Source organism: Variovorax paradoxus, assembly GCF_030815855.1.
GTDB lineage: Bacteria > Pseudomonadota > Gammaproteobacteria > Burkholderiales > Burkholderiaceae_C > Variovorax > Variovorax paradoxus_M.
On the sequence record NZ_JAUSXG010000001.1, the window covers coordinates 4,251,937 to 4,272,511 of the forward strand.

20 protein-coding genes are annotated in these 20,575 nt (G+C 66.5%); 9 read left to right on the top strand and 11 right to left on the bottom strand.

What is annotated here, in order from left to right; translation table 11 throughout:
- Positions 1-63: 63 nt before the first annotated feature.
- Complete coding sequence (gene otsA, locus QFZ42_RS20430; RefSeq protein WP_307702717.1) at positions 64-1,449, top strand: alpha,alpha-trehalose-phosphate synthase (UDP-forming); 1,386 nt, start codon at positions 64-66, stop codon at positions 1,447-1,449.
- A 20-nt stretch (positions 1,450-1,469) separates the two neighbouring features.
- Here the strand turns inward: otsA and QFZ42_RS20435 are convergent, their stop codons facing one another.
- A complete protein-coding gene (locus QFZ42_RS20435) occupies positions 1,470-1,814 on the bottom strand; it encodes a hypothetical protein (RefSeq protein ID WP_307702718.1) in 345 nt (114 codons plus the stop codon).
- A 145-nt stretch (positions 1,815-1,959) separates the two neighbouring features.
- Between QFZ42_RS20435 and QFZ42_RS20440 the strand changes: the two genes are divergently transcribed.
- Positions 1,960-3,507 carry an aminotransferase-like domain-containing protein gene (locus QFZ42_RS20440; RefSeq protein WP_307702719.1) on the top strand — a complete coding sequence of 516 codons (1,548 nt, stop codon included), beginning with the start codon at positions 1,960-1,962 and terminating at the stop codon, positions 3,505-3,507.
- 111 nt (positions 3,508-3,618) lie between these two features.
- Here QFZ42_RS20440 and QFZ42_RS20445 read toward each other — a convergent pair whose 3' ends face one another.
- The 3 genes from QFZ42_RS20445 to hisN are packed head-to-tail and all read right to left on the bottom strand — an operon-like array spanning position 3,619 to position 5,572.
- Positions 3,619-4,545 (bottom strand): ROK family protein, encoded by a 927-nt coding sequence (locus tag QFZ42_RS20445; protein ID WP_307702720.1) that lies wholly within the window; start codon positions 4,543-4,545, stop codon positions 3,619-3,621.
- 46 nt (positions 4,546-4,591) lie between these two features.
- Positions 4,592-4,786, bottom strand: a complete 195-nt coding sequence (locus tag QFZ42_RS20450; protein WP_126747984.1) for a DUF2905 domain-containing protein — start codon at positions 4,784-4,786, stop codon at positions 4,592-4,594.
- A gap of 9 nt (positions 4,787-4,795) precedes the next feature.
- Entirely contained in the window at positions 4,796-5,572 is a 777-nt protein-coding gene (gene hisN, locus QFZ42_RS20455) for a histidinol-phosphatase (RefSeq protein ID WP_307702721.1), read from the bottom strand.
- Positions 5,573-5,685: 113 nt separating this feature from the next.
- Between hisN and QFZ42_RS20460 the strand changes: the two genes are divergently transcribed.
- A complete protein-coding gene (locus tag QFZ42_RS20460; protein ID WP_307702722.1) occupies positions 5,686-6,081 on the top strand; it encodes a DUF5329 family protein in 396 nt (131 codons plus the stop codon).
- A gap of 9 nt (positions 6,082-6,090) precedes the next feature.
- Here the strand turns inward: QFZ42_RS20460 and QFZ42_RS20465 are convergent, their stop codons facing one another.
- The 4 genes from QFZ42_RS20465 to QFZ42_RS20480 are packed head-to-tail and all read right to left on the bottom strand — an operon-like array spanning position 6,091 to position 9,815.
- Positions 6,091-6,960, bottom strand: coding sequence for an ABC transporter permease (locus QFZ42_RS20465; protein ID WP_307702723.1), 870 nt, complete (start codon positions 6,958-6,960; stop codon positions 6,091-6,093).
- Positions 6,957-7,844, bottom strand: coding sequence for an ABC transporter ATP-binding protein (locus QFZ42_RS20470; RefSeq protein WP_307702724.1), 888 nt, complete (start codon positions 7,842-7,844; stop codon positions 6,957-6,959). Before QFZ42_RS20470 ends, QFZ42_RS20465 begins: the two co-directional genes overlap by 4 nt.
- A 60-nt stretch (positions 7,845-7,904) precedes the next feature.
- On the bottom strand, positions 7,905-8,915 hold the full coding sequence (locus tag QFZ42_RS20475; protein ID WP_307702725.1) for an ABC transporter substrate-binding protein: 1,011 nt from the start codon (positions 8,913-8,915) through the stop codon (positions 7,905-7,907).
- Between the two features lie 21 nt (positions 8,916-8,936).
- Positions 8,937-9,815 carry a TauD/TfdA dioxygenase family protein gene (locus QFZ42_RS20480; RefSeq protein ID WP_307702726.1) on the bottom strand — a complete coding sequence of 293 codons (879 nt, stop codon included), beginning with the start codon at positions 9,813-9,815 and terminating at the stop codon, positions 8,937-8,939.
- Between the two features lie 456 nt (positions 9,816-10,271).
- Here QFZ42_RS20480 and QFZ42_RS20485 point away from each other — a divergent pair, with 456 nt between their 5' ends.
- Positions 10,272-11,237: an IS110 family transposase gene (locus QFZ42_RS20485; protein WP_307699896.1), complete on the top strand. Its 966-nt coding sequence runs from the start codon at positions 10,272-10,274 to the stop codon at positions 11,235-11,237.
- Between the two features lie 430 nt (positions 11,238-11,667).
- Here the strand turns inward: QFZ42_RS20485 and QFZ42_RS20490 are convergent, their stop codons facing one another.
- Complete coding sequence (locus QFZ42_RS20490) at positions 11,668-12,780, bottom strand: class I SAM-dependent methyltransferase (RefSeq protein ID WP_307702727.1); 1,113 nt, start codon at positions 12,778-12,780, stop codon at positions 11,668-11,670.
- A 26-nt stretch (positions 12,781-12,806) separates the two neighbouring features.
- Here QFZ42_RS20490 and QFZ42_RS20495 point away from each other — a divergent pair, with 26 nt between their 5' ends.
- The 5 genes from QFZ42_RS20495 to QFZ42_RS20515 are packed head-to-tail and all read left to right on the top strand — an operon-like array spanning position 12,807 to position 16,290.
- Positions 12,807-13,583 (top strand): SDR family oxidoreductase, encoded by a 777-nt coding sequence (locus QFZ42_RS20495; protein WP_307702728.1) that lies wholly within the window; start codon positions 12,807-12,809, stop codon positions 13,581-13,583.
- A gap of 14 nt (positions 13,584-13,597) precedes the next feature.
- Complete coding sequence (locus QFZ42_RS20500; protein WP_307702729.1) at positions 13,598-13,972, top strand: dihydroneopterin aldolase; 375 nt, start codon at positions 13,598-13,600, stop codon at positions 13,970-13,972.
- A 51-nt stretch (positions 13,973-14,023) separates the two neighbouring features.
- Positions 14,024-14,953, top strand: a complete 930-nt coding sequence (gene ttcA, locus QFZ42_RS20505) for a tRNA 2-thiocytidine(32) synthetase TtcA (protein WP_307702730.1) — start codon at positions 14,024-14,026, stop codon at positions 14,951-14,953.
- A gap of 47 nt (positions 14,954-15,000) precedes the next feature.
- Positions 15,001-15,621 (top strand): DUF4136 domain-containing protein, encoded by a 621-nt coding sequence (locus tag QFZ42_RS20510; RefSeq protein ID WP_307702731.1) that lies wholly within the window; start codon positions 15,001-15,003, stop codon positions 15,619-15,621.
- A 21-nt stretch (positions 15,622-15,642) separates the two neighbouring features.
- The gene (locus tag QFZ42_RS20515) at positions 15,643-16,290 is read left to right on the top strand and encodes a histidine phosphatase family protein (RefSeq protein ID WP_307702732.1); all 648 of its coding nucleotides are present in this window, start codon (positions 15,643-15,645) and stop codon (positions 16,288-16,290) included.
- Here QFZ42_RS20515 and QFZ42_RS20520 read toward each other — a convergent pair.
- Both QFZ42_RS20520 and QFZ42_RS20525 read right to left on the bottom strand, forming a co-directional pair.
- Complete coding sequence (locus QFZ42_RS20520) at positions 16,287-19,451, bottom strand: efflux RND transporter permease subunit (protein WP_307702733.1); 3,165 nt, start codon at positions 19,449-19,451, stop codon at positions 16,287-16,289. The two genes, QFZ42_RS20515 and QFZ42_RS20520, sit on opposite strands and share 4 nt — an antisense overlap.
- Positions 19,448-20,575 carry an efflux RND transporter periplasmic adaptor subunit gene (locus QFZ42_RS20525; protein WP_373423400.1) on the bottom strand — a complete coding sequence of 376 codons (1,128 nt, stop codon included), beginning with the start codon at positions 20,573-20,575 and terminating at the stop codon, positions 19,448-19,450. The genes QFZ42_RS20520 and QFZ42_RS20525 overlap by 4 nt, the downstream gene beginning before the upstream one ends.

The window sequence follows — 20,575 nt, forward strand, 5'->3', positions numbered from 1 at the left end:
GGGCCGCCCCCAGCAAGTTCGCCCCCGCCTGGCGGGGAGGCGCTCCGCGCCAGGGGTGCACCAATGAGTCGCTTGGTTGTTGTTTCGAATCGCGTGGCGGACCCTCGCAAGCCCGCGGCCGGCGGCCTGGCCGTTGCGCTGGGCGAAAGCCTGCAGCAAAGCGGCGGCCTGTGGTTCGGCTGGAGCGGGCAGATCGTGGAGGACGGCCCCACGGGCGAAGGCGAGCTGCACATGCAGCACGCCGGCAAGGTCACGCTCGCCACCATCGACCTGAGCCGGGAGGACCACGACAGCTTCTACCTGGGCTACAGCAACGACGTGCTGTGGCCGGTGTTCCACAACCGGCTCGACCTCGCCCATTTCGAAGCCGGCTTCATCGGCGGCTACCGGCGCGTGAACCAGCTGTTCGCGCGCAAGCTGATGCCGATGCTCAAGCCCGACGACATCATCTGGATCCACGACTACCACCTGATGCCGCTCGCGGCCGAGTTGCGCGCCATGGGCTGCACGCAGCGCATCGGCTTCTTCCTGCACATTCCGCTGCCGCCGCAGATCATCATCGCGGCCGTTCCGCAGCATGAATGGCTCATGCGCTCGCTGTTCTCCTACGACCTGATCGGCTTCCAGGCGCAGCAGGACGTGCAGCACTTCGAGCATTACGTGCGCAACGAGGCGCACGGCGAATACCTGGGCGACGACATGTACCGCGCCTATGGCCAGACGGTGCGGTGCAGCGCCTTTCCGATCGGCATCGACGTCGACGAGTTCGCGGCGCTCACGCACGCGAAGGAGTCGCGCGACATGTTCGAGACCATGAAGCGCGAGTATTCGCAGCGGCGGCTGCTGCTGGGCATCGACCGGCTCGATTATTCCAAGGGCATTCCGCAGCGCGTGCGCGCCTTCCGCGAACTGCTTGCCAACTATCCCGAGAACCGCCGCAGCGCCACGCTGATCCAGATTGCATCGCCCACGCGCGAAACGGTCGACGCCTACGGCGACATCCGGCGGGAACTCGAATCGCTGTGCGGCGCCATCAACGGCGACTACGGCGAGCTCGACTGGATGCCGGTGCGCTACATCCACCGCATGGTGGCGCGCAAGCGCGTGCCGGGGCTTTGCCGCGCGGCGGCCGTGGGGCTCGTCACGCCGCTGCGCGACGGCATGAACCTGGTCGCCAAGGAGTACATCGCCGCGCAGGACCCGGCGGACCCGGGGGTGCTGGTGCTCTCGCGCTTCGCGGGCGCGGCCGAGCAGCTGAAGGAAGCGCTGCTGGTGAACCCCTACGACACGCACGGCACGGCCGAAACCGTGCAGCAGGCGCTGCAGATGCCGCTCGAGGAGCGCCGCGAGCGGCACCAGAAGCTGCTGTCGCGCATCCGCGAGCAGGACATCCATTGGTGGCGGCGCAGCTTTCTCGATGCGCTGCGCCACGCCGCGAGCCAGCGATAGAGCGGAGCGCCGGCCAGCTTCTAGGTTCCGGTCAGTAGCCGCACCAGCCGCATCACCGGCCGTGTTTCCGCGCGGCTGGATGCCGGCGCAACCGCCGCCTGCCGCGGCGCATGCACGCGCAACCGCACCGGCGTGAGCGCCGACAGTTCGATCCAGCCGCCGCGCTCCAGGCGGTGCACGTCGCCTTCGTTCAGCACCGATTTCACGGTGAACACGGTGTCGCCGAACCACGAGGGCGGCGACACGAGCTGTGCGCAGCCCTCGAGCATTTCGAGCCAGGTGGCGGGATCGAGCGAGGTGCGCAAGGCCTGTCCCGGTTGCAGCGTGACGGTATCGGGCAGTCGGTCGAGGGTGAGGGGGGACATGGCGTGCTTCCGGAGTTGGTGAGGTCATCGTAGGAATTAACCCGCCCTGAAAACAGGCACACACCCAGGTGATTCGCACCGGAACAGCGGCGGTCGCAGCGCATCTGTTATGGTCGTTTTCCTTCGCAACTGCATCTGTTTTCGAATGCCGGACAGAGGGAGCATCGACGCCATGGATTCGCTACCGCTCTACCGCCAGCTTTCAGCGCACTATGTGGACGCGATCCACACGGGTTCGCTCAAGCAGGGCGACAAGCTGCCTTCGCTGCGCCGCCTCATGCGCCTGCACGACATCAGCCTGTCGACCGCCCTGCAGCTGTGCCGCACGATGGAGAGCGACGGCTGGGTCGAGGCGCGCGACCGCTCGGGCTACTTCGTGCGGCGGCCCAAGCGGCTGGCCATCGCCCCACTGGAAGAGCCCGCGGCCGGTGTGCCTCCGGATCCGGCCCAGTACGTGGGCATTCACGCCAAGGTGTCGGACTTCGTGGCGCGGCGGCGGCAGATTCCCGAAAAGCTCAATCTCTCCATCGCGCGCGGCGCACCGGAGCTGTACCCCGCCGAGGCGCTGCGCAATGCCATGACGCGCGTGCTGCGCCAGCAACCGGAGCTGCTTACGGTGGCGGCGCAACTGAAGGGCCATCGCCAGTTCCGGGAAGTGCTCGCGCAGCGCAGCGTACGGGTGGGCATGATGATTTCCCCCGAAGACATCCTGGTGACCAACGGCTGCATCGAGGCGCTGAACCTCGCTTTGCGCGCCGTGGCGCAGCCGGGCGACACGGTAGCGGTGGAGTCACCCACCTTCTACGGTTTGCTGCAGGTGCTCGAGAGCCTGGGCATGCGCGCGCTGGAAATCCCGACCAGCCCGCAGACGGGTATCTCGATCGAAGCACTGGAACTCGCGATCGGCGCCTACGACAACATCAAGGCCGTGGTGGTGGTGCCGCACCTGCAGAACCCGCTGGGCAGCGTGATGCCCGATGCCCACAAGGCACGGCTCGCGCAGCTGTGCGAGCGGCACGCCATTCCGCTGATCGAAGACGACACCTACAGCGAACTCGTCGATGCCCCGACGCCGCCACGCGCGCTCAAGTCCTGGGACACCAGCGGCAACGTGATTCATTGCGCCTCGCTGCACAAGATCCTGGCGCCCGGCCTGCGGCTGGGCTGGATCACCGCGGGCCGCTGGCAGGCCCGAGTGGAAATGCTCAAGTTCGCGCAAACACGCAACAACGAGGGGCTTTCGCAAAGCGCGGCGGGCCTGTTCATGGGCACCGGGGCGTACGACCGCCATTTGCGCCACCTGCGCGCTTGCCTGAAGGCCCAGCGCGAGCAGACCGCCGATGCAATTGCCGGCTACTTTCCGGCGGGCACCCGCATCAACCTGCCGCCCGGCGGGCTGCAGCTGTGGGTCGAACTGCCGGAGCGGCTTTCTTCGTCAAGGGTGTTCGACGCGGCGCTGGCCGAGCGCATTGTGGTGGCGCCCGGCACGCTGTTCTCGAACTCGTCGCGCTTCGACCACTACCTGCGCATCAACTGCGGCTGGCCGTATGGCGAGGCGGTCGATGCCGGTCTGCGCCGCCTCGGCCAGATCGTCGAGGCGCTGATGAGCCGCGGCGCCGGAGCGACTGCGGCGCAGCCGTCGCCGCCCCCCGCTCCCGCCCGGCCCGAGGCGCGGCAGGCTCAGAAGGCGTGAAGGAACCGTCGCGAGCGCGCCGAGGTCGCGTCGAGGACCGGAACCGTACTGGCGTACGGTGAGGACCGCAGATGCGAGATCGGGGCGCGCAGCAGGTTCATTCGCGTCTTCTCAGTCGAGCAGTGCCAGGGCCGCGTAATCGCCGACCTTTTCGCCGAGCCCGGCGGGCACCAGCAGCACGCCGCGCGTGAGCGGCATCAGCTTGCCGTCGACCTGTGACTGCAGCCGCGGCAGCAGAAAATCGCGGTGGTGCCAGAACACGCTGCCGCCCAGGCTGATGCGCTGCAGATCGAGCGTGGCCACCAGGTTGTAGATCATCCGGCCCATGACGCGGCACAACGCATCGACGATGCCGATGGCGTGGGGCTCTCCTGCCGAAGCGGCGGCGAACAGGTCGGGCGCCGGCTGTCCGAAGCGGCGCGCAATGGAGTTGCCCGCCACCAGCGCCTCCACGTCGCCGAGGTTGCCGCAGCCGCAGAGCGCGCCGCTGGCGTCGTCCGCCACGAAACTGTGGCCCGCGTGGCCGGCGTTGCCGTTCTTGCCGCGCAGCGCGCGGCCGTCGACGCACAGGCCCACGCCCACGCCGGTGCTCCAGGTGACATACGCACAGTCGTCCAGGCCCTGCAGCGCGCCCCACTGCCGTTCGGCCTCCAATGCGGCCACGGCGTCGTTCTCGACCCGCACGCGGCCGAAGCGCCGGGCCAGCGGTGCCTCGATGAGGGCCGTCATCCAGTTGTTGGGCAGGCCGCGCGCCGGGCCGGCAATGCCGCCGCAGATATTGGGCGTGGCCAGTTCCACCATGCCGTCCCGCAGTTCGAAGGGGCCGGTCGACGAGACGCCGACGCGGTCGATCGTGGCGATATCGATTGCTTGCTCGGCGCAGGCTTCCTCGATCATCCGCATGATCTGCACGGCCACGGCGTCGTTGTCGCCCGTCTTGGCGGTCGGTTCGCTGCGGCGGCCGACGAGCGGTGCATCGCTCGAGGCGGAAAGGCTCACGGCCACCTTGGTGCCGCCGATGTCAACACAGGCTCTCATCGCGTGGGTCTTCTCTTTCTTTTCGGTTTCTGGTTCATCGATGGCGCTAGATGAAGCGCGCCACCAGCGCCGCGATCATGCTGAGCACCAGGGTGCTGGAAATCGGCAATTGCCACTCGCGGCCGAAAGCGCGGAACTCGAAGTCGCCGGGCAATCGCCCGAAGCCGAACCGGCGCAGCCATGCCGTGAGGCCGCTCATGAGCACCAGAGCCAGGACGACGACGATCAGCCAGCGGAACATGGGAACAGTCTAGGCCGCAAGAACGGCCATGGCTTGTCGGTGAAGTTCGGGCGTTGCGGCCGCAATGACCCTGCCGTCGGACTCCAGCCCGAGCGGCCGGCCCTGCCAGTCGGTGATGACGCCGCCTGCCGCCTCGATCACGCCCGCGGGGCCCAGGTAGTCGTAGGGCTGCAACCCGGTTTCCACCACGAGATCGACGGTGCCGCCCGCGAGCTGGGCGTAGCCGTAGCAGTCGCCGCCAAAACGCCGCATCGCGCATTGGCGGCTGAGCCGGTCGAAAGCCTGCCAGTCGGCCGGCGCAAAGATGTCCGGCGAGGTGGTGACGATGCGCGCCTTGGCCACCTCGGTGCAGCCGCTGGCATGCACCGGCTGGCCGTCGCGCGTGGCGCCCTGGCCGGCCTGGCCGATCCAGCGCTCTTCGAGCACCGGCATGTCGATCATGCCGAGCACCACGCGGGAGGCTTGCAGCACGCCGATCAGCGTGCCCCAGAGCGGCGAACCGGTGATGAAGCTGCGCGTGCCGTCGATCGGGTCGAGCACCCAGACGCGCTCGGCGTCGAGCCGCTCGAGGCCATGCTCTTCGCCGAAGATGCCGTCCACGGGCGCACGGGCGGCCAGAATCTCGCGCATGGCCGTTTCGGCGGCGCGGTCCGCCAGCGTGACGGGGCTTTCGTCCGCCTTGGTGATGATGTCGAGCGGCGTGCGGAAATAGTGCATCGACTGCGCGGCGGCCGCATCGGCCAGCGCATTGGCAATCGACAGGAGATCGGGGGTCGGGGAGCTCATGGAGAAGTCACGCGTGCCAAAACTGCGATTAGACCCGAGCCGGGACCGGTTTGACACGCCCGGGCCCGGCGCTCTAGCATGGGCCGAACTCCCCGTCCCCAGACCACCACTGAATGGCTCCATTTCGATTTCTGCGCACGGCGCTGCTGGCGCTTTTGCTCGGTTGCATGGCCTTGGTAGCCCAGGCCGCCCCTTCCGCGTCGGAGCAAAAGCTCATCGACACGCTGATCCTGCGCGTTTCCCAGATGAAGACGATGACCTTCATGCGCAACGGCAAGGCGCACGACGCCGACGACGCCGCCAAGCACATGCGGGCCAAGTTCGACCACTTCAAAGACGAGATCGCCACGGCGGAAGACTTCATCGACCGCTGTGCTTCGCGCTCGGAGATGACGGGCAAGGCCTACCAGGTCAAGATGCCGAATGGCTCGCTGAAGGACGCCAACGCGTTCCTGAAAGCCGAACTGCGCACGCTGCGCAAGGGCGCGGCGAAGCCTGGCGCAGGTTGAGCGTTCGGCTCAGCGCTGCTGGCCCCAGCGCCGCACCGTCAGGCGCTCCAGCGTCTTGAAGCCCAGGCTTTCCACCAGCAGGCCGATGAGCACGACCATCGCCAAGCCCGCGAACACGCGGTCGGTGTAGAGCTCGTTGCGGTTCTGGAAGATGTACCAGCCCAGCCCGCCCTTGCCCGACGAGGCGCCGAACACCAGCTCGGCCGCGATCAGCGTGCGCCAGGCAAAGGCCCAGCCGATCTTCAGCCCCGAGAGAATCGACGGCAGCGCGGCCGGCACCAGGATCTGCAGCACGTAGCGCAAGCCCTTGAGCCCGTAGTTGCGCCCTGCCATCCGCAGCGTCTCGGGCACACCCTGGAAGCCCGCATAGGTGTTGAGCGCCAGCGGCCACAGCACCGAATGGATCAGCACGAACACCAGGCTGCCGCGGCCCAGGCCGAACCACAGCAAGGCGAGCGGCAGCAGCGCAATGGCGGGCAGCGGATTGAACATCGAGGTCAGCGTGTCCAGCAGGTCGCGCCCGATCTGGGTCGACACCGCGAGTGTGGTGAGACCAAAGGCCAGCAGCACGCCGGCCAGGTAGCCCTGCAGCAGCACCGCCAGCGAGATGCGCACCTTCTCGACGAGTTCGCCGCTCGCCAGCCCCTCGGCCAACGCGAGGGCCGTGGCGCTGAAGGTGGGCAGCAGCAGGTCGTTGTCCTGCCAGCGGGCCGCAAGCTCCCAGAGCACCGCGATGACGATCAGGATCAGGCCTTTGCGAACGCCGGCCTGGGCCCAGATGCGCGCCGGCAGAGGCAGGGTTCGCTCGATCGGCACCTCGGTGAAGGGCTCGAGCGTGCGCTCGTACTCGGGGCGGATCGGCGGAACGAGCGCGCTCATGCTTCGACCCCTTCGTGCTCTTGCTCTTGCTCTTGCTCTTCTTCGAACAGCATGTCGTGAATGCGCTGCGCCGTGCCCTGGAACTCGGCGCCGCCCAGGCTGGCCAGCGAGAAGCCATGGCTGTTCACCTCGGCACGCATGCGGCCCGGATGCGGCGACAGCAGCGCCACGCGGTTGCCCACCACCAGCGCCTCCTCGATGGAGTGCGTGACGAAAAGCAGCGTGAAGCGCACCTCGTCCCACAGTTCGAGCAGTTCCTGTTGCATCTTGCGGCGCGTGAGCGCGTCGAGCGCGGCAAAAGGCTCGTCCATCAGCAGCACGCGCGGCTGCATCGCCAGCGCACGCGCAATGGCCACGCGCTGCTTCATGCCGCCCGACAGCTGGTGCGGATGCACGTCGGCGAACTTGGCAAGGCCGACCTTGTTGAGGTAGTGCAGCGCGCGTTCGGCCGCCTCCTTCTTGCCGAGGGTGCGCGAGGCGAGCAGCGGGAACATCACGTTCTGCTGCACGGTTTTCCAGGGCGGCAGCTGGTCGAACTCCTGGAACACGACGATGCGGTCGGGGCCGGGCTGCACCACGCGGCGGCCGTCGAGACGGATCTCGCCTTCGACCGGCTGGATGAATCCGCCGACGGCCTTCAGCAGCGTCGACTTGCCGCAGCCCGAAGGGCCGAGCAGCACGAAACGGTCGGCCGCATGCACGTCGAAGCTCACGCGGTGGGTGGCGCGCACCACGCGCTCGGGGGTGCGGTATTCGAGGCTGACGCCGTCGACCTGCAGGAGTGGCGCGAGCTCTTGCCCCTGGTCTTGCTCCCTCCCCTCCCGGGGGAGGGCTGGGGTGGGGGCACGCGGCGCTGGCGTCGGCACGGCTCTGCCCGCCCCCATCCCCACCTTCCCCCAGAGGGGGAAGGAGTCAAAGCCCGAAGACGCCTTCGCCGAGCCCATTCAATTCCCCGAAGCGTTCTGCGCATCGTCGAAGAAATAGTCCTTCACCGACGCCGGCTTGTTCTTGATCGCGCCCACGCGGTGCATGAACTCTGCCAGCGCATAGGTGTTCTGCGGCGTGGTCTTGAACTGCACCTCGGGGTTCTTGATGATCTTCAGCAGCAGCTCGCGGTCGATCTTCGCGTTGCCCACCTTCAGGTAGATGTCCGCCGCTTTCTCCGGATTGGCCGTGACGAACCTGGCCGCCTCGTCGAGCGCATCGACGAACGCCTTGTAGGTCTTCGGGTTGTCGCTGCGGAATTTCTCGGTGGCATAGAGCACCGTGGCCGAGGCCGGGCCACCGAGCACCTGGTACGAGTTGAGCACGATGTGCGCGTTCGGATTGCCCGCGAGTTCCTGATCTTGGAACGGCGGATTGCCGAAGTGCGCCGTGATCTCGGTGCCGCCCTTGATGATGGCCGCGGCCGCATCGGGGTGCGGCACCGCCACGCTGATCTTGTCGAGCCGGTTGAATTCCTTGTCGCCCCAGAGCTTGGCCGATGCGAACTGCAGCACCCGCGACTGCACCGAAACGCCCACCGCGGGCAACGCGATGCGGTCCTTGTCGGTGAAGTCGGCAATGGTCTTCACCTTCGGGTTGTTGCTTACCAGGTAGTACGGGAAGTTGCCCAGCGAAGCCACCCCCTTCACGTTCTGCTTGCCCTTGGTGCGGTCCCACAACGTGAGCAGCGGACCGACGCCCGCACTCGCGATCTCGATGTTGCCGGAGAGCAGCGCGTCATTCACCGCCGAGCCGCCCGAGAGCTTGATCCACTCGACCTTCGCATCGACACCCGCGGCCTTGGCGTGTTTCTCGATCAGCTTCTGTTCCTGCGCGACATTGAGCAGCAGGTAGACGATGCCGAATTGCTCGGCGATGCGAATCTGGCCTTCGGCATGCGCGGCGAGACTGCCTGCGAAGAGGCCGAAGCCGGTGACGAGCGCGGCGGCCTTGCGTGTGAAGCGGTTCATTGAAATCGGTCCGGGAAAAAATCAGAAAGGCGTGTCGCCGACGATAGTGGTGCGATTGAGCCGGCGCCGCAGGTGGTCGGGCGTGCCGGCCGCCAGGTGCATCAGCGAGCGGTTGTCCCAGAACACCAAGTCGTGCGGCGCCCAGGTGTGGCGGTACACGAACTCGGGCTTCACGCTGTGCGCGAACAGTTCGGCCAGCAGCGCGTCGCTTTCTTCTTGTGGCAAGCCGACGATGCGCGTCGTGAAGTGCTCGCTGACGAACAGCGCCTTGCGGCCCGTCTCGGGATGGGTGCGCACCACCGGCTGTACCGCGGGTGCAACCTGGTCGATCTGTTCCTGCGAGAGCTTGGGCCGCCATGGGTTCTTGGCGCGCAGCTCTTCGTACTTGGCCAGGTAGCTGTGCTCGGCCTTGAGCGGGAGGATGCGCTGCTGCAGCTCGGGGTCGAGCGCTTCCCAGGCGAGGTGCTGGTCGGCAAAGAGCGTGTCGCCGCCTTCGCTTGGCAGCTCTTGCGCATGCAGCAGCGAGCCGAGGCTCGGCTGGGGCTTGTACGAGATGTCCGAGTGCCAGTAGACGCCCGCATCCCCCAGGCCGATGGGTTCGCCGTTCTCCTTGATGTTGGAGACGATCAGGATCTCGGGGTGGTTCTCCAGATGGAACTGGTGCAGCACGTGAATTTCCAGCGGGCCGAAGCGGCGGCTGAAATCGATGTGCTCTTGGGGGGTGATCCGTTGGTCGCGAAAGACCAGCACGTGATGGTCGAGGTGCGCTTGATGAATGCGCTTGAAATCTTCGTTGTCAATGGGATTGGAAATGTCGAGGCCGATGATTTCGGCGCCTACGGGGGCATTGAAGGGGCGGACTTCGAAGTGCTGCCGGGTGGGGGCGGGCTTGGAGCTCATCCCGCCAATGTAGGTTTGAGGGGTGCTTTCTCAAACGAACTCTTTGTTGGTAGCTTATTTTTTGGGTTTGTTTGTTTCCCGAGGCCGGGATATCCGCCCGGCGGCGGACTCACTTTCTTTTGCTTCGCCAAAAGAAAGTAAGCAAAGAAAAGGCGACCCTACTGTCTGCGTCCCTCCGCTTCGCTACGGGAAACCTGCGGTGCTCGACTCCGGCGGGGGTCCGCAGAACTCGCTTCGCTTGTATGGTTGAGGCGCTGGGGTGGAGGGACTCGTTGCGCATTCGGCCGCGGCAGCGGACCGACGGTTTTGAGATTTCTCCCGCCCCACCTTCCAACGTCGATTAGGAACTGAGCGGAGCTCCGTTTTTGGACGGTGCGACCGCCGATCTAGACGCAAGCAAACGTGGTCGGTGGGCTGCACCCCAGCTTGGCAAATTGTCCAACCGGAGGTGTCGTCATGCAAGAGCCAACCCTGTTTATCGGCGTGGATGTTTCCAAGGCCGAATTGGTCATTTCTCTGGGGTCTGGGCACCGGCCTCGCAGCGTGGTCAACAATGCCGCGGGCATTGCCGATTGGCTGCGGGAAGTGCCGCCCCATGCCCTGGTCGCCATGGAATCCACCGGGCGGTACCACGGTCTGTTGGCGCACCTTGCAAGCCAGGCTGGCCTGAAGGTGTTCGTGCTCAATGCACGCGACGTGCACTTCTACGCCCAAGCCTTGGGAATGCGGGCCAAGACAGATGGCGTTGACGCCCAGCTCATCGCTCGCTATCTGGCGGAACACCACGGTCATCTGCATCCCTGGCAGCCGGCCAGCGCAGTGCAGCAACGACTGCAAGATCTGCTCACGCGCCGAGCGCAATTGGCGGCGCAGCGCTCGGCCTTCAAGCAGATCGTGACGGGTGTGGACGCCAGCGATATCGACACCGGCGAGTTGCAAAGGGCCTTCGATACCCTTCTGAAGGCAATGGATAGCAGGATGCAGGAGTTGGTTACCAGCGATCCGCGGCTGTCCGCTGGCTGCCAGAGATTGCTCACGATCACCGGTGTAGGACCGCAGACCTCGGTGTTGCTGGCGACGCTGTTCAGTCGCTTCAACTTCGGCAATACCGATGCCTTGGTGGCCTATTGCGGACTCGATCCAAGACCCAACGATTCGGGTGCCCGGCATGGGCGACGTCGCTTGAGCAAAAAGGGGCCGTCGCTGTTGCGCCGACAGATCTATCTGGTGGGCTTTGCTGCAAGTCGTAGCAAGGCGCTCAGGCCGTTGTATGAGGCCATTCGGGCCAAGGGCTTTGCAACCACTGCGGCCTTCATCATTCTCGGGCGCAAGCTGCTGCGCGTGGCGTTTGCTGTTTGGAAAGGTACGCAGTCGTTCGATCCGGCCCGGTTGATGCCGAAGAATGACTTGCAAAAAACATAGAACCTCAAACAGCTGCGGCCCTGATCCCGCCTCCATCTGCGCTCCTCGGCGCATACAGAAGGGGTGGGAGCCGACAGGCCATCGCTTCGCTCGGCCCCAAGCCCAACAGCCCAACTCAATACCACCGCGGCGCGCAGCGCCGCGGTGGCTTGGTGGCCGAGCGAAGCAAAGGCCCGTGCGGTTTCCAAGCCCCTCTGTATGCGCCGAGGAGCGCAGAGTTTCGCGGATCAGGGCTCGCAGCTGTTTGAGCGAAGCGAGTTCTGCGAGACCCCGCGAAACCCGAGCACCGCAGGTTGCCCCGTAGCGAAGCGCAGGGGTCGCAGACAGTGGGGTCGCCTTTTCTTTGCTTACTTTCTTTTGGCGAAGCAAAAGAAAGTGAGTCCGCCGCCGGGCGGAATCCCGGCCTCGGGAAACAAACAAAGCCAACGGATCAGAGCGTACGACTCCGATCCCCCTCCAAGAACCCCATGGAATCCCAAGCCTCCCCCACAGCAAACCCCACCACCTTGAACAGCTCCCCCATCTCATGCTCATGAATGAGCCGAGCCGCCATTCCCCTCTCCGCGGTAGAGCCCTGCTCCATCCTCTCCAGCAACCCGCAGTTCAGCAGAAACCGCGCCTGGCTGGTATAGCCCAACACTTCGAGCCCCGCCTCCTGCCCCGCAAGCGCAATGCCCGTGAAGTTGACATGCGCAGTGATGTCCTTGTAGCCCACATCGGACAGCGGATCGCCGTCAGCCTGGTGCGCACGGTGGCACATCACCGTTCCCATGTGCCGCTGCGGGTGGTAGTACTCGCGCTCCGGAAAACCATAGTCGATGAAAAAGGCCGCGCCCTTCGTCAGGCGGTCCGCCAAGGTCGCGACAAAGGCCTCGGCCTGCGGATGGATTTCGGTCAGGTAGTCGTGATCGCCCGGCACCTCGAGGGGCGGACGGAGTTCGGTGATGCGGTCGGCCCAGGTCCAGCCGTTGCCCTGCGCATTGCGCACGATGCCGCGCTCGAACCACTGGCCGCCCACGCGCGCGAGCAACTGCACCGGCATCGCGTCGAGCACTTCGTTGCCGACCACCACGCCCTGCATCGACTCGGGCAATTCGCCGAGCCATTCGACGCGGTCTGCATAGCGCACCAGCGCCTGCTGCTGCCGTTCGCGCAACGTACCCGACAGATCGACGATGCGGTAGCGCACGTCGCCGCGGCCCATCTCGTCGAGCGCGTGCAGCAGTTGCACCGCCAGGGCGCCCGAGCCGGCGCCGAATTCCCAGACTGTGCCGGTGCCGGTCTTCTGCAACGCCTCGGCCACCTGCGCCGCGAGCGCCTGGCCGAACATGGGCGTGAGTTCGGGGGCGGTCACGAAGTCGCTGCCCGAAGACGGCATGTGGCCGAACTTGGCCGAGGTGTTGGCGTAGTAGCCCAGCCCCGGCGCGTACAAGGCCAGCGCCATGAAGCGGTCAAACCCGATCCAGCCGCCGGCGCGTTTCACCGAACGGGCGATCAGGGTGTCCAGGGCGATGGGTAAACTGTTCGTCGTCTTTGTCGTCACCCCCCGATTCTCCCTTCTCTGCCCGCATGAGCACAGCACCGCTTTCCTCAGCCCCCCGCACCGTCCTCGTCACGGGTGCCGGCCGCCGGCTGGGCCGCGAGATTGCGCTGGCGCTGGCCGCAGGGGGCTGGCAGGTGGCGGTGCACTACCGCAGTTCGCGCGCCGAGGCCGAGCAGACGACGGCCGATTGCGCCGCCCTGTCGGGCAACTCGGCGGCTTTCGAGGCCGATCTGCTCGACGAAGGCGCCACCCGCGCGTTACTGCCCCGCGTGGCGGCGCACTTCGGCGGGGTCGATGCGGTGGTGCACAGTGCCGCGCTCTTCGAGCACGACGACGCCGCCAGCTTCAGCTACGCGCTCATGGAGCGCCATGCGCGCAGCAACGCCGGCGCGGCCATCCTGCTGGCGCAGGCGTTGCGCGACCACCTGGCGCTGCGCGACGCGCAAGGCGCGGTGGTGCACCTGCTCGACCAGAAGCTCTGGAACCCGAACCCCGACTTCCTGAGCTACACGCTCTCCAAGGCCGCACTCGAAGCCGCCACGCCGATGCTGGCGCTGGCCTTGGCGCCGCGCGTGCGGGTGGTGGGTGTCGCGCCCGGCCTCACGCTTTCGAGCCATATGCTGGACGACGAAAAGTTTGCGCAGTTGCACAAGCTGTCGCCGCTGGGCCGCTCGTCCACGTCGGCCGACGTGGCGGCCACGGTGAAATTTGCGCTGGAAAACAATTCGATGACCGGCACCACGCTGCTGGTGGACGGTGGCCAGCACCTGATGAGATTCGAGCGCGATTTCTCGCTCATGTGAGCACCCCAAACACCATGTCCACCACACCGCACGGCCAGCAGACACTCACCCTCCAGGGGCTGCGCTTCGACGCCAACCTGGGCATCCTCGAGCAGGAAAAGCGGGCGCCCCAGCCGATCCTGGTCGATGCCGAGCTCAACCTCGGACCGCAGCCGCTGCTGCCGCAGGACGACGACATCTTTCATGTGCTCGACTACCGCAAGGTGCGCCGCATCATCATCGACGAGTGCACCGCCGAGCATGTGAACCTGCTCGAAAGCCTGATCGGCAAGCTCGCGCAGCGGCTGCTGCAGCTGCCCGGCGTGCGTGGCGTACGGGTGAAGATCGCCAAGCTCGAAATCTTCGACGACTGCGAAGTGGCTATCCGCATCGAAGCCGGGGAATGGTGATCCAAGGCAAAATCGGGGGTCTTCCCCTCATTTGTCTGAAGTAGCCCCCCAATGAACGCCGTCTGGATCGACGAGGCGCCCGTCGTCGGCGCCACCACCAATTCCCTGAAGATCGAGCGCGAGACGCACAAGCTCGAGAAGCGCCTGTGCCGCGAGGTGGGCCGCGCGATCGTCGACTACAACATGATCGAAGAGGGCGACAAGGTCATGGTGTGCGTCTCGGGCGGGAAGGACAGCTACGCCATGCTGGACATCCTGCTCAAGCTCAAGGCGCGGGCACCGATTCACTTCGACATCGTCGCGGTCAACCTCGACCAGAAGCAGCCCGGCTTTCCCGAAGAGGTGCTGCCCAAGTACCTGAGCGAGCTGGGCGTGGACTTCCACATCGAGAACCAGGACACCTACAGCATCGTCAAGCGCGTGATTCCCGAGGGCAAGACGACCTGCGGTCTGTGCAGCCGCCTGCGCCGCGGCATCCTGTACCGCGTGGCGGACGAACTCGGCGCCACCAAGGTCGCGCTGGGCCACCACCGCGACGACATGCTGCAGACCTTCTTCCTCAACATGTTCTTCGCGGGCAAGCTCAAGAGCATGCCGCCCAAGCTGGTGAGCGACGACGGCAAGCACATCGTGATCCGCCCGCTCGCCTACGTGGCCGAGAAAGACCTGCTGCGCTGGGCGCAGCACCGCGAATTCCCGATCATTCCGTGCACGCTCTGCGGCAGCCAGGAAAACCTGCAGCGCAAGCAGGTCGGCGAAATGCTGCGCGAATGGGACAGGAAGCACCCGGGCCGTGTGGAGAACATGTTCACCGCGCTGCAGAACGTGGTGCCTTCGCACCTGCTCGACGGAACGCGGCACGACTTCAAGGGTCTGAAGGCGACCGGCGTGGCCGACGAAGACGGCGACAAGGCCTTCGACGCGCCCTCCTTCGACCTGCTCTCCCAGGCACCCGCGGCCCTGCGCATTCTTCGGGGCTGAACCGGGCAACCCAGGGGAATTTTGGGCCGCTGAGCCCGGAGATCCTCATGAAACGTGCGTTTTCAGCTCTTTTCTTGGTAGCTACCCTGAGCGGCTGCGCCACCTCGTGGGTGGTCGACAGCGATGTGAAGAGCTTTTCCTCGCTCACCACGGTGCCGCCCGGCGCCACCTACCGCTTCGAGCGCCTGCCTTCGCAGCAGGCCGACCCCGCCGGGCAGGAATCGCTCGAGGCCATGGCCGCCGCGGCGCTCGAAGAAGTGGGTTTGCGCCGCGACGACACCAGGCCGCAATACAGCGCACAGATCGGCGCGCGCGTGACGGCAGGCCTCTCGCCCTGGGCCGACCCGTGGCTGTTCGACGGCCCCTGGGGGTATGGCTACGGCGGCGGATACGGATACGCCCGCCGCGGCTTCGGCGGCGGATGGTACGGGGGCTCGGCCTTCATGCCGCCCGCGGCCAACCCCTGGTACGAACGCGAAGTGAGCATCGTGCTGCGCGAGGCGGGCTCCAACCGCGTGGTCTATGAAACCCGGGCCCGCAACGACGGGCCCTACAACGCGAGCGCTGCCATCCTGCCGGTGATGTTCCGGGCCGCGCTGCAGGGCTTTCCGAATCCGCCGCAGGGCGAGCGCCGGGTGAACATCGAGCTGGCGGCGGCCAGGAAGTAGCGCGCTTCTAAAATCATCCGGATGGAAGAAACCACCCGACTGATCGCCGTGCGCCACGGCGAAACCGCCTGGAACGTCGACACGCGCATCCAGGGCCAGCTGGACATCGGACTCAACGCCACGGGCCTCTGGCAGGCGCAACGCGCGGGTCAGGCGCTGGCCGACGAGGACATCGGCGTGATCTACGCCAGCGACCTTTCGCGCGCCTGGCAGACCGCCGAGGAAATCGCCAAGCCCCACGGCCTCTCGGTTCAACCCGAGCCCCGCCTGCGCGAACGCGCCTTCGGCCACCTCGAGGGCATGAGCTTCGCCGAGATCGAGGCCATGCGGCCCGAAGATGCCAAGCGCTGGCGCGAGCGCGACCCCGAATTCGAGCCCATCGGCGGTGAAAGCCTGCTGACCTTCCGCGACCGCATCACGCGCGTGGCCGCCGAACTGGCGGCGCGCCATCCGGGCGAGGTGGTCGCGCTGGTGGCGCACGGCGGCGTGATGGACGTGCTCTACCGCGCCGCAACCCGCCAGGAGCTGCAGGCGCCGCGCACCTGGCAGCTCGGCAATGCGGCCATCAACCGCATGCTGTGGACGCCCGAGGGCTTCAGCCTGGTGGGCTGGAGCGACACCGCCCACCTGGTGGCGGACGACGACGTTCTGGACGAAACCACCACCTAGGCGTGCGACGCCGCACCTTGGGCGGCAGCTTGTTGGCCCTTGGCCTCGCCGGGCAGGTCGACCATCGGCCCCGTGCCGCTGTAGCGGTCGAGCGCGAGGTAGATGGCGGGCGTGATGTAGAGCGTGATCACCTGCGAGAAGATCAGCCCGCCCACCACCGCCACACCCAGCGGCTGGCGCAGTTCGGCGCCGGCGCCCAGGCCCAGGGCGAGCGGCAGCGCGCCCATCAGCGCGGCCAGCGTGGTCATGAGAATCGGGCGGAAGCGCAGGCGGCAGGCTTCGCGGATGGCGTCGACCGGCTTCATGCCCTCCGTGCGCTGCGCATCGAGCGCGAAGTCGATCATCATGATCGCGTTCTTCTTCACGATGCCGATCAAGAGCAGGATGCCGATGGTGGCGATCAGCGTCAGGTCGAAGCCGAATATCTTGAGCGAAAGCAAGGCCCCCACGGCCGCGGACGGCAGCCCGGCCAGAATGGTCAGCGGATGGATGTAGCTTTCGTACAGCACGCCGAGCAGCACGTAGATGACGAGCACGGCCAGCACCAGCAGCACCGCCTGGCTGGATTGAGAACTCTGGAACACCGCCGCATCGCCGCCATAGGTGGTGATGATCGACTGCGGCATCTTCAGCTCTGCCTTGAACTGGTCGATCTTCGCGGTCGCGTTGCCCAGCGGCACATCGGGCGCGAGGTTGAACGACACCGTCACCGCCTGCAACTGGCCCTGGTGGTTGACCGAGGTCGGGCCCACCGTGCGCTTCACGGTCGAGAAGGCCGAGAGCGGCACCAGGCGGCCCGTGGTGCTGCGCACCGACAGGCGCGCCACGTCGTCTTCGAACTGCCGGTCGCTGTCCGCCGCCGAGAGGATCACCTGGTAGGTGTTGCTGGCGCCGTAGATGCTGCCGATCTGCCGGTCGCCGTAGGCGTTGTAGAGCGCGAGGCGCAGGTCGCCCACGGCAACGCCGAGCACGCCGGCCTTGTCGCGGTCGATTTCGAGCGTGGCCTGCAGGCCGCGGTTTTGCGAGTCGCTGGTCACGTCGCGGAAAACCGGGTCGGCGCGCATGCGCTCCATGAGCTGCGTGGACCACGGCACCATCTCGCCCGCGTTCACGCTTTGCAACGTGTACTGGAAGCGCGCCTTGCTCTGGCGGCCGCCCAGGCGCAGGTTCTGCACCGGCTGCATGTAGACCGCAATGCCCGGAATCTCGCGAAAACGCTGGCGTAGCGATTCGAGCACCTTGGCCATCTTGGGGCGCTCGCTGCGCGGCTTGAGCACGGCGAACAGGCGGCCGGAATTCTGCGTGGCGGTGGGGCCGCCCACGCCGACGAACGAGCTTACGTAGGCCACGCTCGGGTCGGCCTGCAGCGAAGCGGCCACGCGTTCCTGCAGCGCATTCATGGCGGTAAAGGAAATGTCCTCGGCCGCCTCGGTGGTGATCTGGATCTGGCCGATGTCTTCCTCGGGGAAAAAACCCTTCGGAATGGAGACGAACAGCCACGCCGTGACGATGAAGGTGCCGCCGGCCACCAGCAGCATCAGCGTGCGGTGGCCGAGCGTCCAGTCGAGCGTTCGCATATAGCCGCTGTGCACCCAGCGGTAGCCGCGCTCGAAGGCGCGGCCAATGGCGGTGCCCGGTTCCGGATGCTCTTCCTCGTGGTCGATCGCGCCTTCGGGCCGCGGCACGTGCTTGAGCAACCGGCTCGCGAGCATGGGCACCAGCGTGAGCGACACGACGGCCGACACCAGCACCGCCAGTGCCACCACCACCGCGAACTCGTGGAACAAGAGGCCGATCACGCCCGGCATGAAGAAGATCGGGATGAACACCGCCACCAGCGAGATCGAGATCGAGATGATGGTGAAGCCCACTTCGCGTGCCCCGCGCAGCGCCGCCGCGAACGGCTCCATGCCCTTTTCGACATAGCGCATGATGTTTTCGAGCACCACGATCGCGTCGTCCACCACCAGCCCCACGGCGAGCGTGATACCGAGCAGCGAGACGTTGTCCAGGCTGTAGCCGAAGGCATAGAGCAGCGCCACCGCGCCGATCAGCGAAATCGGAATGGTCGCGGCCGGAATCAGCGTGGCGACCAGCCGGTGCAGAAAAAGGAAGATCACCAGCACCACCAGCGCGATGGTGCCCAGCAGCGTGAGCTGCACGTCGTGCACGGCCTCGCGAATGGACAGCGAGCGGTCGTTCACCATGTGGATCTCGACCGACTGCGGCAGCTCGGCCTTGAAACGCGGAATGAGCGCGCGCACCGCATCCACCACTTCCACGGTGTTGGCGTTGGGCTGGCGCTGCACGGCGAGCGAGATGGAGTTCTGGCCGTTGAAGCTGCTTGCGGTCTTGACCGACTCGAAGCTGTCTTCGATGGTGGCCACTTCGTCGAGCCGAACCGGCGCGCCGTTGCGCTGGCCGACGATCAGCTTGGCAAAGTCTTCGGCCTTCGTGAGCTGCCGGTTGGCCTGGATGGTGAGCGTCTGGCGCGGCCCGTCGAGCGTGCCGACGGGCGTGTTGGCGTTGGCCGAATTCACCGCCTTGGCGAGTTCGTCGAGCGTGATGTTGCGCGCATTGAGCAGATCGGCATTGGCCTTGATGCGCACCGCGAAGGCCTTGCGCCCATACACCGCCACCTGCGCCACGCCGTCGATGGTGGAGAGCGTGGGCGAAATCAGGTTCTCGGCATAGTCGTTGAGCTCGGACGGGTTCATCGACGGCGAGATCAGCGCAATGAACAGCACCGGCGCATCGGCCGGGTTCACCTTGCGGTACGAAGGCAGCTGCGTGAGCTCCTGCGGCAGCTGGCGCTGGGCGCGCAGCAGCGCGGCCTGCACGTCGACGGCGGCAGCGTCGATGTCCCGGCTGCTCACGAACTCGAGCGTGAGCGAACTCACGCCCTGCGTATTCACCGAACTGATGGTCTGCAGGCCCGGAATGGTCGAGAACTGCTTCTCGAGCGGCAGCGCCACGGAAGACGCCATGGTGTCCGGGCTCGCCCCAGGTAACTGGGCGTTCACGTTGATGACCGGCGTGTTGTAGCTCGGCAGCGCGGCAACCGGGATGCTGAAGTACGCAAAGATGCCGACCACCACGACCGCGGCAGACAACAGCACCGTCATCGCGGGACGACGGATGCAGAGTTCCGAGATGTTCATGCGCGTTCCCGCGGGGGCTTGGCGTCCGACGAGGCCGCGCTGCCCGGCGTGACGCCGGTCGTGCCCGCCGGCGCGGCCTTTGCGTCGACGCGGACCTTGCCGCCCGGGCGCACGTTCTGGCTGCCTTCGATGACCACCTGCTCGCCCGGCTCGACGCCGCTCACCGCCGCCTTGGTCCCGAAGGTGTAGAGCACCTGGACCTTGCGGCGCGTGGCGGTGCTCGCCTTGTCGACCACGTAGAGCGAGGTACCGTCGGGCAGCATCATGAGCGCCGCGGCCGGCACCACCGTGACACCGGACAGGGTACGCACCGTGATGCGCGTGCCGACGAACTGGCCGGGCCACAGGCTTTGGTCGGCGTTGTCGAACACCGCCTTCGCGCGCACGGTGCCGATCTGCGGATCGACTGTGTTGTCGACGAAATTGAGCACACCGGCGAGCGGCTCCTTGCGCCCGCTGACGAGCGCCTCGACCTTGGCCCGGCTGCGTGCCGCCGCCAGCAGATCTTGCAGGTTGGCTTCCGGCACAGGGAAACTCACCGCGATGGGGTCCAGTTGCGTGACGGTCACCAGCGACAGCGTGGGCTGCACCAGCGTGCCGGGGTAGATGTTGACGGCGCCGATGCGCCCGGCAATGGGAGCGCGCAAGGTGGCGTACCCCAGCGCCACCTGCGCCGATTGCACCGCGGCGCGGTCGGCCGCCACGGCGGCGCGCTGCGCCTCGAGCTGCGACAGCGTGGCGTCGGTAGCGCTCTTGGAAATGAAATTCTGCGCCAGCAATTCCTGGCTGCGCTTGTACTGGCGCTCGAGGTCGGCCTGGGTCGCTTCGTCGCGCTTCTGCTGGGCCCGGGCGCGGGCCAGGTTGGCCTGGTCGTTGCGGTCGTCGAGCGTGAAGAGCAACTGGCCCGCCTTGACGAACTGCCCTTCCTTCACATGCACCGCGCTCACCGTGTTCGTGACCTGCGGGCGCAGGTCGACGCTGTTGAGCGAGACCACGCTGCCGTTGACCTGCACCGTCACCGGCACGTCCTGCTTTTCGGCGGTTGCGAGCGTGACGAGCACCGGCGCCGCGTTGCCGGCGGCCGGGGCCTTGGCATCCTTTCCGGCCAGCTTGTTGCCGGACAT